Origin of the sequence: Adhaeribacter pallidiroseus, from assembly GCF_003340495.1 — a bacterium.
GTDB lineage: Bacteria > Bacteroidota > Bacteroidia > Cytophagales > Hymenobacteraceae > Adhaeribacter > Adhaeribacter pallidiroseus.
The window spans coordinates 5,054,452-5,067,549 of the sequence record NZ_QASA01000001.1 but is presented as its reverse complement, the minus strand read 5'-3'; the positions used below and the strand labels follow the sequence as shown (position 1 = coordinate 5,067,549).

The following is a 13,098-nucleotide window of genomic DNA, read 5'->3' as shown; positions in this document are numbered from 1 at the left end:
TTTGGCAACAGATACTTCTGGCAACACCTGTTCTAGTGCCAGTTTTAGCGAAGCGAGGTGGGTGCCAGGAGACATCGGGCAGTCTCAGTCTCTTGACCGATGGCATTCCGTTAAGCCAATAAGGTGTAAAATGTTTCGCTTGGAAAAGCGCTGATAAGCTCTAATTCTAGCTCTATCGCAAGCGTGGACGCTCGCGAAAGTAGTGTTCTGTAAAGCCTAGCGGCCCTATCATGAAAGTAGGTAATTAGGCTTTTTTATTTTAAACATAAACCTGAAGTATAGGAGATTGTAGAAAAGCTGTTTCTGCCTTCCCACAATCCTCCTGCAGAATCGGCTATCTACTTTCTCAGGATTACCTTTTGGTAAACGGGAGTGGTAGCCGAAATGAGCCGAATAATGTATAAATCGGCTTTTTCGGAAGTAATGGGCCAGTTTAATTCTACCTTTTTACCTGCTTCTACTTGTCCGTTCCACAACATTCTTACTTCTACCCCTTGGCTGTTGTACACCTTTACAGTAACTGATTCTGTTTTTAAAGGAGTAAAGCGAATAGTAAGTTTATCCGTAAACGGATTTGGAAAAGTTTCTAAGCGGAAGGCTTTCGTTACAGTTGTTGATTCTGCTGTGAGATCGGGGGCAGGGGTAACTGTAAGGTTGGCAGTTGTTGCGGGAATAATCTCTTCCGGGATAGGTGCCATTTTTACCAGCCAGTAATCCGTGCGTTCTTGCGAAGATTGGGTTTTATCGCCCGAGATACCCGAAGCTGATCGACCCGCTAGCACATACCCCCCTTCGGTTGTCGGTAGCACCGTGCGTAAGTCTTCGTCGGCGTTGCCGCCAAAGCGCCTGTCCCACGAGAAGTTACCAGTATTGTACGTTTTTACGATCCAGTAGTCATAACCACCCTGCGTGCCTTGCGTTTTTTCGCCGCCAATGCCTGACTTAGATCTACCACCTAATAAGTAGCCGCCATCCGAAGTTTGACTTAAAGAATGCAGTTCCTCACTTAAGCCACCGCCATACCTTTTATCCCACAATTTACTGCCGCTGCTGTTGATTTTTATAATCCAAAAGTCGTTCTCCCCCCGATTGTCTTGAGTTTTATCACCGGTAGCGTCCGATGCCGAAGTGCCCCCTAATACGTAGTTACCATCCGAAGTCCGGGTTAAAGCTTGTAAGTTATCATCCTGGCTGCCGCCAAAGCGTTTGTCCCACAACTTTCCGCCATTCGCGTTAATTTTAATTACCCAATAATCTTCACCGCCCCGGGAAAGTTGCGTTTTGTCGCCACTTTGCCCGGAAGTGGAACGACCACCCAGCAGCAGAGTGCCATCGGTATTCAGTACAGCGGCCTCCAGCCAATCTTCGCCGGAGCCGCCTAAGCGTTTGTCCCAGATTTTTGTCCCACTGTTATTAATTTTCACTACCCAGTAATCGCTCGCTCCCCGGCTGTTTTCGGTTTTATCGCCTCCGGCACCGGATAAAGAATGCCCGGCCAGAATATAGTCGCCACTGGGTAGTTGTATTAAAGTGTGTAAGTCATCATCGCCGGTGCCGCCAAACCGTTTATCCCACTGCTTGGTGCCATTCGCATTAATCTTTACTACCCAGTAATCTTTGCCACCCCGGGAAGCTTGCGTTTTGTCGCCGGAAACACCCGACAAAGAGTTGCCGCCGAGCAAGTAGCCACCGTCAGCAGTAGGGATCAGGGCATTCAGGTATTCTTCTTCCGTGCCGCCAAAGCGTTTATCCCACTTTTTATTGCCCGTTCCGTCGGTTTTTACCAGCCAAAAGTCATTACGACCCTGGCTGCCCTGGCTTTTATCGCCGCTGACAGGGGAGGAGGAATGACCGCCTAATAAATAGCCGCCATCGGGCGTTTTGACCATCCGGGATAAATTATCAGCTCCAGAACCGCCAAAGCGCTTGTTCCACTCCGCAGAAGTTACATCTCCTTCCTTAATGGTAATGGTATAATCCTGGGTTTCGCCGTAATCAAACGGATCGCAGGATTGATTGCCGGAGAATACAGCACCATTTTTACTTCTTACCCGCAGGCGTTTTTGACCCGGTGCCACATTGGCCGGAATGGTAACCGTGCCTTTGAAAACCCCGGTGCCCGACGAAGGCGAGCGATAAACAAATTCGCCGGCATCATTAAAATCCAGGTCATTATTAAAGTCAATCCAGACCCCAAATGCTTGTGGTTTAGGCCCGGATTGTACGCTGATAGGATAGCTCTGACCTGGGTTTACGGTAGTAGAGAAAAAGAAAGGATGCACATTGGAGTAGTTTCGGGGAGTGTTCAGGCAACCAAAATTATCGTGTTGTAGCGTATTAAATTTAAAATTATCTATATAATCGCCGAAGGTACAAGAGTTGGCATATATTGGTATGCAGTAGTCTATCTCGATGGTGTAATCTTCGGTTTCGCCGCCAAGGCCAAGATCTTTACTGGCGTCGGAAGCATCCGGGACGTAATTATTTAAACTTCTTACCCGGAGGCGTTTTATACCGGTAGTGATGTTGGTTGGAATAGTAATGGTGCCCGTAAATACCCCGGTACCCGCCACCCCGGAACGATACACCATTTCGCCGGGATCATCAAAAACCCGGTTTTCATTATAATCTATCCAAACCCCAAAGCCTTGTGGTTTTGGTCCGGATTGCATACTAATAGTAAAAGTTTTTCCCCGGGCTAATTGCGTGGTTTTAGTGCCCGAAGGCTCGTGATTGATGTAATTGTTAGCCAAACCATTGCAAGCAGAATTGTTGTTTACCAAAGTGTGCAGACTAAAATTGTTGATAAAATCACCGGAACCGCAGGGTAAATAGGCATTCGGCAAATCGTAACCGCCCGTTGGTAAAACGTTGCCGAAGGCGAAAATGGCTTTGAATAGAGAAGTATTGCCATCGTTGAATATGTGAATACCATGAATATTTATACCCGTATTCGCATTGGTGTACGTTTTAGCGCTGGGGTAAGTACCATCATTAAAAGCTGTTTTATTAGTGGAGCCGGGAAATAAATCGCCTTCATCGCCCCGGTTAAATCGGCGATCTAAATCGTCCTGGCGGTCGGCTTCTTCTAAATCCACCATTTTCATGTTTTCGTTGGCATTACCCGATTGGCCGGATAAATTAGAGTTGACGTGGTAAATGGCGAGGCCGCTGCCTTTTAAACCAATATCCAAATTAAACTTCTGGCGATTTTCCAGTAGAAAATATTCGTTGGGTAAAGCTGTGTTGATCTGGTAACCCATGCCACTGCCAAAATACAAGGAGTAATTACCAGGCATACTAATAATGGGAGGCAATAGCCAGCCCAACTTTTGCCGGGACCAGGCACAAAAATTTCCGGGCGTATGCTCGTTACCTAACCAGGCGGCCCCTGCCATTAACGACCATTCTCCTAAACCTTCGGAACTGCCATCGATATCGTATAAATCAGGCAAACCTAGTAAATGACCGAATTCGTGGCAGAATATACCCCGGCCAACCATATCATTAGTAAAAATTCTTTTTTCCGGATTAACTATATAATCGTCAATCCATACCCCATCGTATCGCACCTGATTGTTTCCGGCGGATAGTATCCAGCGATGAGACCAGATGTATTATAATTGAGAGCCCTCTTCGGCTCCTGGACCCGCATGAGCCACCATAATCCCGTCTGCGATGCCGTCTTTGTCATTATCATATTTCGAAAAATCTACCCCGGCCAACTCGGCGGCATCTACTGCTTCTCGCACCAGGGCAGTAGCTCGTTGGTCGCCATTGTGGCGACCATAGGATGCGTAACTATGCGCAGCGGTATACCAACCAACTACGTCGGTCTCAATAAATAAAGACCCCACGGAGCTTTGATAATAAAAATCTTTAAAACTACCTAAACCCTGAAACTCCGAATGGTTCATGAGGTTATAAAAATTTGTAGGACTGTAGGTATTTGCCATATCGGGGTATTTAATCAGAATAAGTAAGGTTTTAATACGACCTGTTCGGGGAGTGCCTAAATGGTGCTTTCCGGATGGCTTTGGCTTGGCATTATAAAGTGCCGGAGAGTTAGATGCAGATGGCAGAGATACATCGGGTTTAATTGATTTTGTTATTTTTTGCAGAAAGGCTATTTCTGTGGGTTTTCTGGCTTCCGTATTGCGGGCTGCTATCCCCGATGGTACTAACTGGCCCTTTATTTTTCTGGCATATTCGTAGTTGTTATTTCTATTTACTACGGTATATCCATCAATGGTTTCGGTCCAGGAATTTAGTAGGTTGCCTTTTCCGATAATGGTGAGTGGAGAACCATCTGCTTGCTTTACCATAATAGGATAAGGCGAAGCCTGACAGTTAGATATTTGCTGCGCCCTTGTTGGCATTTGATACAGAATAAAGCACAGCAAAATAGTAAACATGCTGATTTTCATGATTTTTTAAAATTCTAAGATTGGATTGAATGTTTTGCTAAATTGTAGACGTAAGAAGTAGGAAAAATCACAACAGCTGGTTGTGAATAGAATAATTTTGAGAAAAGAGGATGTTAAAAAGTCTTGCTTCAGATTTTTTAAAATTTAGAATAAAAGCAAGTGAAAAGAAAATTTACCAATTTGCAGGCCTGCTTTTACACTATAGCTAAATAGAATAAATACGCTATTTTTTTAGCTTAATTGAATGCAGAAATAACAGTAAAATCTTTGGTCGTACTTAGTTTAATGCTAAAAATTTAAAAAAATAGGACCAAAAGTACCAGGTGTTGTTCTTGTAATTTTACAAGAACAACTATTTTGTTTTTTAATTATTCCGGAAGAATCTTGTGATAAGAAAGTATTAGCCGTTAATTACTATTGAATAAGCAACCAGCTTATTCGGATTATTACTTTTACCACTTTGTTCTCACAAGATTTTCCGGAATGATTGCAATTGCTTTTAAGATTGTTTTTGTTTGATTACTTTATTCGTAAGAACAAAAACCGCAATCTTTACTTTTCGCCGTATATAATTACCGCTCCGTAATCCAGGGCTGCTTGGTTGTCGGGGCATCTTTCGTCTACTACCCGGAAGACTTCTTGTTTTATTTTGTCTTTCGTGGCCTGGTCGGCTTTGCTTAATGCAGCTACTACGGGGGCTACCACATCGTTGGTAAAATCCCAATAGGTTTCTTTGGTGCCGCAGGGCACCTGGCCGGTTACCTCGGTCTCCGAGATATTTTTAAATCCGGCTTGCTGAAATAAATGAGCTATAAAACCAGGACTGGCGCAACGGAATAATCCCGGAGCCCCGGGCGGCGGAGCAGGTAGCTGCATGGTTTTATTAATAACCCCCATTGCGGCAGTTCCCCAGAAATTTTTATCGGGCGTTCCCCAAACGGCCGTAGCAATTCGGCCGCCGGGTTTTAGAACCCGCATCATTTCTTTAGCGGCCAGCAACATATCCGGGAAGTACATAAAGCCTAAGCGGCAGCTTATGGCATCAAATGTTTCATTCTCGAAAGGTAAGGCGCACACGTCGCAGGCCAGGGTATCGTAGTTCGTAATTTCTTTTCTGGCTGCATTGTCGCGGGCCACCTGTAGCATTCCTTCGGCTAAGTCAGTAATGATTACTTTTCCCTGCGTAACAATGCGGGCAATGCTGAGTCCGGGTTCGCCGGTTCCGCCAGCCACATCCAGCACGGTATCAGTAGGTTTTAATTGGAGGGAACGGATAATCTCATCTCCTAAAGGTTTGAGCCAGTTCATGGTAAAGCTGTCCCATTTGCGCCAGCCAGGCGAAAATTTGTTCCAGGTTTCTTTTTGTTGTTCTCGGATTTGTTCCAGTTGTAATTCCATGGTTTTAAAAATTAATTAATTGTTTATGTATGATTGATTTGGGTAAGTTCTTATCGGTTGGTTGCGCAATTTTTTAAATTTTACCTAAAAAAGTAAACGCTTATAATTAAAGGTTTAAAGGCGATAAGCGGTGGTAAAAAGTATTTACTATTCATTAAATTTATGTTTATTTTGAATTTATCACTTAACTTATCGTTCAGGTTTACAGATTAGTAGGCAACTTTTAAAAAGGTTAACAGGGGAAAGCAAAAAATTTAAAAAAATATTTTCCGGTACTTTTGGTAAGGCTTTATCTATCATTAATAGGCACTAATACAGGCATAATATTGTGCCGTACCATTTTTTTTAAGCGCGGGTGTTAACCTTCCACCAAACGGAATACTAATAATAGATGGTAGGTTACTCTAAAGAATCACTTCTAAATTATTATAAATAAGATTTGAAGATAACACACCAATCGGATGAGGTATTGCTCCTGGGCCTTCGGGAAGGAAAAAGGCAGGCCTTAGAATTTATCTATAGCGCTTACTGGCCCATGATTGCCAATTTTGTACGATCGCATCATGGTAGTCCGGAAGAGGCCGAAGATTTATATCAGGAAGGTATTATTACCCTTTACGAGCAGGTACGAAATGGCAAGTTTTCGATGGCTTCCTCCATTAAAACGTATTTGTATGCTATTTGCCGGAATAAATGGTTGAGTAAGTTAAAAACAAAAGTATCAGTTACCGATTTGGAGGAACATCTGTTTCAGATACCAACGGAAGAAGCAGATGTAGCTGCCCCTTATGTAGATGAAGCAGCCATAAAATTAGCCATTGAAGATTTAGGGGAGCCTTGCCGAACGATTATGGTAGGTTATTATTTTCAGAAGTTAAGCCTAGATGACTTAGCTGAAAATCTTAACTATTCTAATGCGAATGTAGCCAAACAGCAAAAGTTTCGTTGTGTGGAACGCTTGAAAAAAAAATTTCTTCATTCACCAGAATACAATACGTAAGATGAAGCCGGAAAACGAAAATAATTTTCATACCGAATGGATTGAGCGGTATCTCTCAGAAGAACTACAAGGAGAGGATCTAGAGCATTTTAACCGTCGTTTACACACCGATGGTGCTTTCCGGCAGGAAGTAGCCGTGCAACGCTCTATCATAGCCCAGACCCAATCAATAGGGCGCGAAGATTTGCGCCAAGATTTAAAAAATATGCACCGCCAGTTTGGTTTTAACCAAATAGAAGCCAAAACAAAAACAACCCCGAGTTATTACTATGCCGTGGCGGCTACTATTCTTTTACTGTTAGCTTTCACCGGCATCTTTTACTTTACCTCCCGGTCCAACCAAGATACTCCCTCCATGGCCCAGGTTCAGAAGGAGGAATTAACTACCCAACCCCAATCCCTAAATATCCGGTACCAGGTTACCGGCCAAGATCCGGCCATCGGCTTTTCGGGCACTGGTGCCGACTCTACCACTACGATCTTGCTATACCCGGCGGCCACCCCAACTTACGCGTTTAACGACACTTTACGGTTATATGGGAACTTTGCTCCAAACCAGCTTACCCTGCAATACAACCAGGCCAAAGAACAATATACCTTACGTATTGATTCTCTCGCTTATCTTTTACAACGTTTCCGCCCGAAACAAGCTTTAAGATAGTTGTTAGTTGTTGGTTGCTAGTTGTTAGTATTTTTCAGAGTAATTCCTCTAATAAGGTAGGTAGACGAACAAAAATAAGCGAATCAATAGGGTTGTCATTCTGAAAGAATCTTATGAAAACGAAGTCGCAAAAAATAGAAATTAGAATAAGTTTATTTGCCTGTTCACCAGTAACTTACTCATGATTTTAATATTTGCTATTACTTTCTATTCACAAGATTCTTCTGGAATTCTCCGAATTCTTTGGAATGACAAGGAAAAAAGAACCTGTTACTAGCATTTATTTTTGGCCTCTAGTTGATGTTATCTTTCTGTATAATCTACTAAAAGCCACAATATTGTAATTCTAACAACGAACAACCAACAACAAACAACGAACAACCAGCAACCAATTACTTGCCTACTAACACAAAAGGCGCCCAGTAGAAAGGATGTTTATATTTATCTGCGCGGGCCATTTTCCGTTTGGCGGTTTGCAAGGCCTGGGCTTTGTCTTCGCCCGAAATGAGGGCCGTGTAAAAATCTTCCATTAAATCAGCCGTGGAATTATCGGGTACTTTCCAGAAAGAAACTACAATGTTTCGGGCCCCGGCATACATCAAAGCCCGAGTCAGGCCAATTACCCCTTCTCCGTTAGCCAATTTACCTAAGCCCGTTTCGCAAGCCGATAAAGTAACCAGATCTGCATTTAAACGCAGATTGTAAATTTCGCCCATATACAAAATACCGTCTTCTTTAGAAGTACTATCCTGGGCCAATATTAAACCGGATAATTCGGGATAGCTTTCGTTCACGAAGCCGTGAGTAGCTAAATGCAAATAATTGTAATGAGTTATATCGCCTGCTTTGAGCTGTTCTTCGCGGGCTTGGTCATACAAATATACTTTAGCCGCGTTCTGCCGTTGCCGGAACAATTGGGCAATGGTTTCTACTTCGCGCTTAGAGGCTAACAACGGCGAAACATACTGGCCGTTGAGTAACCAGCCACGTGAAACTTCCGGGGTGGTAGTTTTAGCCTGGTCCATACGCGTCTTATCCAGGGCGTTAATAGTGTTAATAACCGAGGTAGGTTGATGATACCCTAACACCGAGCGGTTTCTGGCAGCGGTAGTATTCGAGAGGGTGTCGGCAAAAACCGGCGCTAAGGCCAACAATTGTTTGGTAGCTTTTTCTTTGGGCTGGGTTAATCTTTCGTAAAGTAAGCGGGCCGAATACGCGTAGCTGATGGCGTATTTATCTAGTAAGTAAGCGGTAGCTTTAGCGCCTTTGTTTTTTTGTTTTGGGTCAGCAAGGCTTCAAAAGGCAAATTCGTAAGTTCGCCTTCCGGAATAATAATTAACTGCCGGATAGATTTAGGAATATCGGGCGGCACTAAAATTTTGTAAAGGGAATAAGCCACCCGGCGATACAAACCCTCATCCTGACTAAGAATAGCTTTCCGGAAAGCGGCAATTTTCCGGTGAAAGGATGGATCTAAAGAAAAGGATTGCACCTTAAAAGTATCCTGGGTGAGGGTAAATACTTGCAATAACGTGTCACCTAGGGCGTATTCAACTAATGCGGTTTTTTCATCCAGTGTTTTTTGTAGTTGAACGGGAGTGATAGTTGCAAATTGATATTTAAGATTGTAATAAGACGGATAGCTTTTTTCGAGCTTATGAATTAATTGCTCTTGTTGTTGACTGGCCGCAAACAACCGAGTTTGGTATTCGTTCAGCTTGCTGCTGTCTATAGTTGCCCCTTTGGTGAGTTCTTGCGCTAATTGTTGGTTATAAGTAGCCATAGAGGTGCGCAGTTGCTGGTCTCGGGTTAGCAAGGAATCGGCAATGCCGGCAAAGGTTTTTGCTTTGGATTCTGCTAAAGTAGCCGATAATACACTAGCCTTGCCCCGCTCGGCAAAATAAAAGGCTTTATCTAAGTAAATTTTTTCCTTGGTTAAGTCGTGTAGTTTCAGGCATACCGCTAGAGCGGTTTGGTATAACTGCCTGGCTTTACTCGTAAAAGCTACTTTATCGTTTTCTTCGGAATAATTATATTGAATCTGGCTAGCCAAAGTATCGGCGGCACAGTAGGTGTGGTACGCCAGTTGCAAATCCGCTTTCGCACGCGATTGAACATAAAATTTTTCAAAAATGCTGGCTTTCGAGTGAAACGAGGTGAGTAAATAGGTTCCATCCAGGTAAATACCTGACTTGTTTCTTAAGGTTGGATTAGAAGTACTGCTGGTATCCTTGAAGGAAGGTACATTGGCCAGAATAGCTAGTTGATATTGCTTAAGAGCCTTCGTGTATTCTCCTTTGGCTTGATAAGCAGCACCCAGGCTATTGTAGGAGGCAGCCAGACTAGGATTAACCGAACCTAAAGATTTCAAAAGAATTTGTAAATCTTTTTGGTAATATTCCATTGCCTGGTCATACTCGCCTTTGTCGTAATATACATCGCCTATACTATTATAGGATTCAGCCACATCATCATGAAATTGCCCTAAATGATGTTGCCTGATTTGTAATCCTTTCTGAAGATATTGCAGCGCCTGATCATATTCACCTAGTTTATTGTATACATTACCAATATTATGGTACACAATTGCTATTTCGGGATGCATTTCGTTGGTGGACTTAAGAATGATCTGCAAGTTTTTTTGAAAACAGTCTAATGCTTGCGCGTACTCGCCTTTGTCCAGATAAATATCACCGATATTGTTGTAGGCCGCGCCTACATAGGGATGCGTTTCGCCTAAAGCTTTCTGCCATAGGTGCAGGGCCTTTAAATTATATCCCAGGGCTTTGTCTAACTCCCCTTTATAAGCATATATGTTACCTATCGTATTGTAAGAATTAGCTAATTCCGGATGAGATTCTCCTAATGCTTCCAGTTTGAGAGTGATAGCCTTTTGCGTAAACGTAAATGCCTGGTCATAATCTGCTTTATCAAAATATACATTACCAATATTACTGTAGGAAGCCGCTATATCCAGGTGCGTTTTTCCCGATGATTTAAGACTAATTTCTAAATCCTGGTAATAGTATTTTAAGGCTTGGTCATATTCTCCTTTACGGTAGTAAATAATGCCGATATTATTATAAGAAGAACATAACCCGGGATGGTCATCGCCCAGAATTTTACGGCGAAGCTGCAAGGCTTTCTGATAAAACTGCAAAGCCCGATCATATTCTCCTTTGTAGTAATATACAATTCCAGTAATGTGGAGGGCATCGGCTGCTTCTTTGGATTGGTCGTGGCCAAATTTGGCTTTACTTTCTTGTTGTACCTGGCTGGCCTTCTGCAAAGCCGCTTCGTACTTACCCATAGATACTAAATTACGGGCAGCCTTATTTTCGCAGTCCAAGTGCCGGAACCATTGCTGGTGCTTCCGGTACAATATGGCCGCTTTGGCTAAAGCGGTATTCGCACTGTCGAGGCTGCCTTTCTGCTGTAAAGTTAACGCTTGCGTGTACCATTTGCGGGCCAGGGTAGTATCGGCTACTAATTGGGGCTTCTGGGCTTTTACTACCGTATTGCCAGCAAGAAGGAAGAATAAGGCAAGTAAAAGCAAAATTTTCATTAGCCAATAAAGTATTAAGAGAGGTGATGGGAGCTACTACTAATTCATTTAAACAGTTGTATTTCAGGTAAATGGTATGAAAGTACTAATTATTCTATAAATTACCACATGTAATCCGGTACTTAAATGTATCTTTTTTTGTGTAACCGCTGCTAACCAAACGGTAAATCCGCTACTAATCAGGAGTTGAATAAAGCATTATAAGAACTTAGGATGAAGGCACTAAAAAATAGAGCATTCCGGTTAAACCCGCTTAATCGTTTTTTCGCCAAAATAGTAGAGAGTTGCATGCTGTTACTTTTTTTCGGCCCGGTATGGAGTGGGCAAGCGCAAAACCTGCCGGAAACCTCGCCTAAGTATAAAATCACGCGCCAGGTATTTACGCGTTTAACTTACGTATTCGCCAATAGCCGTCCGCAGCCGCATTTAGAGATTATGGCCCGCAAATCGGGTACGCCCAACATTATTGCCCAATATCAACCAGGCAGCCGTCCTTTAATTCAGTTAAGCGAAGAAGTATATGATTTATGCCGGAAACTGGGTAAAGACTCGGTTAATGCGCTGGCAGTTTTGCTGAGCCACGAACTGGCGCACCATTATGAAAAACACGACTGGTATTACACATTCGGGATAGGAAAGGCCAGTGTAGAAACTTCCAAGAAAGATATTGAACGGTTTGAATCGGAGGCTGATTTTTACGGGTGTTTCTACGGGGAGATAGCGGGCTTTTCTACGGGGCGCGTATTTCCGAAGATTATCGATTTACTCTACCAGCGCTTTGGTTTAGCCGACCAGTTGCAGGGTTATCCTACGAAAGAGGAACGCAAAGCCATTTATAGTAAAAAGCAAACGGAAGCCGGAGAGATGGTTGCTGTTTTTAAAACCGGGCAATTCCTTTACTTTATTCAGGAATTTGAAGATGCTGCTTCTTGTTTTGAGTACTTACTCAACCGGTTTCCCAGCCGGGAAATTCTGAATAACTTGTCGGCGGCTAAATTACAGCAAGCTTTGGCTTTGTACCAGGCCAAGGAGCCGCCCGGATTTGTCTATCCCGTAGAGTTAGATGCCAAAAGTCGCTTAACCGCGATTCATAGAGCCGCACCCGCCCCCTTTAAAGCAACATTGTTCAGGCAATTATTAAGTGAAGCTCGCCGGTATGCCGAAAAATCGCGGGAGATTGATCCGGCTTATGTACCCGCTTATATTAACCTGGCCAGTATCCATTCGCTCGGCGGAAATCAGGCCGCCGCGATTGGGGTTATTAATGAATTAAACTCTGCCAAACTAACGGGAAATGCTTATACTATCAGAGGTATTGCGCATTATAAAAACAAACAACCCGAAAACGCCCGTCAGGATTTTGAGCTGGCCAAGCAACAGCACGCTTACATGGCCCATTACAACCTGGATCTGTTTAATAAATTAGAGGCATCGGTTATGGGAAATCTGTTAGATTGGGTTGAAAGCTGGTTTGCGCAGGAAGAATTAACTGCTTCCCAGAATAAAGCTAAAGTAAATAAAACAGAACTTAAGGGGGCAGAGAAGGTTAGTGCCTCTTTACCGGATAAAGCTCCCCGGGTGAAAGTGAGTGAAAAGCCGTATTTACTTATTCAATGGCAACCAGACAATAACTATTTGCTTTTGGGCGTACAAACTACCTGTTGCCGGTACTTGGTGCGGTATACTCAGAAAGAGTACGCTGGTAAAAACAGCAAAAACTTTGGCCAGAGTAGTACTTCTACCGCTTTAGTGAAACAATACGGCACGCCTGCTTATACGTACTCCGCTGCTTTAGGGGAATACTGGATATACCGGAACCAAAAACGTGTCTTTGAAATAGGTCCAAACGGACAAGTAGTGAGTGGATTAAGCTATACGGTATCCGATTAGTTGGAATAATTATGACGGCTCAGGAATATACCGCGGGTAAATACCAGGCAATTTATATCCTGCGCTAAGCCCGATTTTTAAATTTTTCGCCCTATCTCCTCTAACTTGATATCCGGTATAGAACGGAATCGGTTAAAGTTGTTTATTCTTTTATGGA

Annotated in this window: 7 protein-coding genes and 1 pseudogene; 3 read left to right on the top strand and 5 right to left on the bottom strand. The window is 43.2% G+C overall.

The features are described 5' to 3' along the window. Positions 1-338: 338 nt before the first annotated feature. The 3 genes and pseudogenes from AHMF7616_RS27960 to AHMF7616_RS20205 all read right to left on the bottom strand — a co-directional run bounded on the left by AHMF7616_RS27960 (position 339) and on the right by AHMF7616_RS20205 (position 5,825). Positions 339-1,889, bottom strand: a complete 1,551-nt coding sequence (locus AHMF7616_RS27960; protein WP_394335787.1) for a T9SS type A sorting domain-containing protein — start codon at positions 1,887-1,889, stop codon at positions 339-341. A gap of 87 nt (positions 1,890-1,976) precedes the next feature. Beyond that, a pseudogene (locus tag AHMF7616_RS27260) lies at positions 1,977-3,917 on the bottom strand (M6 family metalloprotease domain-containing protein); the annotation flags it as partial. A gap of 1,062 nt (positions 3,918-4,979) precedes the next feature. Next, positions 4,980-5,825, bottom strand: a complete 846-nt coding sequence (locus AHMF7616_RS20205; protein ID WP_115374529.1) for a class I SAM-dependent methyltransferase — start codon at positions 5,823-5,825, stop codon at positions 4,980-4,982. 439 nt (positions 5,826-6,264) lie between these two features. Here AHMF7616_RS20205 and AHMF7616_RS20200 point away from each other — a divergent pair, with 439 nt between their 5' ends. Beyond that, positions 6,265-6,825 (top strand): RNA polymerase sigma factor, encoded by a 561-nt coding sequence (locus AHMF7616_RS20200; protein WP_147275738.1) that lies wholly within the window; start codon positions 6,265-6,267, stop codon positions 6,823-6,825. 1 nt (position 6,826) lies between these two features. Continuing rightward, on the top strand, positions 6,827-7,486 hold the full coding sequence (locus AHMF7616_RS20195) for a hypothetical protein (protein WP_115374527.1): 660 nt from the start codon (positions 6,827-6,829) through the stop codon (positions 7,484-7,486). Between the two features lie 392 nt (positions 7,487-7,878). Here the strand turns inward: AHMF7616_RS20195 and AHMF7616_RS20190 are convergent, their stop codons facing one another. Both AHMF7616_RS20190 and AHMF7616_RS20185 read right to left on the bottom strand, forming a co-directional pair. Further along, entirely contained in the window at positions 7,879-8,712 is an 834-nt protein-coding gene (locus AHMF7616_RS20190; protein ID WP_115374526.1) for a CHAT domain-containing protein, read from the bottom strand. An 11-nt stretch (positions 8,713-8,723) separates the two neighbouring features. Then, complete coding sequence (locus AHMF7616_RS20185) at positions 8,724-11,051, bottom strand: tetratricopeptide repeat protein (RefSeq protein ID WP_115374525.1); 2,328 nt, start codon at positions 11,049-11,051, stop codon at positions 8,724-8,726. A 288-nt stretch (positions 11,052-11,339) separates the two neighbouring features. Between AHMF7616_RS20185 and AHMF7616_RS20180 the strand changes: the two genes are divergently transcribed. Then, entirely contained in the window at positions 11,340-12,941 is a 1,602-nt protein-coding gene (locus AHMF7616_RS20180; protein ID WP_115374524.1) for a hypothetical protein, read from the top strand. Positions 12,942-13,098: the final 157 nt, after the last annotated feature.

What these genes read in the sequence shown, in the direction of transcription:
- AHMF7616_RS27960 (WP_394335787.1), bottom strand. Translation starts at nt 1,889, where the DNA reads ATGGTCAAAACGCCCGATGGCGGCTATTTATTAGGCGGTCATTCCTCC.
- AHMF7616_RS20205 (WP_115374529.1), bottom strand. Translation starts at nt 5,825, where the DNA reads ATGGAATTACAACTGGAACAAATCCGAGAACAACAAAAAGAAACCTGG.
- AHMF7616_RS20195 (WP_115374527.1), top strand. Translation starts at nt 6,827, where the DNA reads ATGAAGCCGGAAAACGAAAATAATTTTCATACCGAATGGATTGAGCGG.
- AHMF7616_RS20185 (WP_115374525.1), bottom strand. Translation starts at nt 11,051, where the DNA reads ATGAAAATTTTGCTTTTACTTGCCTTATTCTTCCTTCTTGCTGGCAAT.
- AHMF7616_RS20180 (WP_115374524.1), top strand. Translation starts at nt 11,340, where the DNA reads ATGCTGTTACTTTTTTTCGGCCCGGTATGGAGTGGGCAAGCGCAAAAC.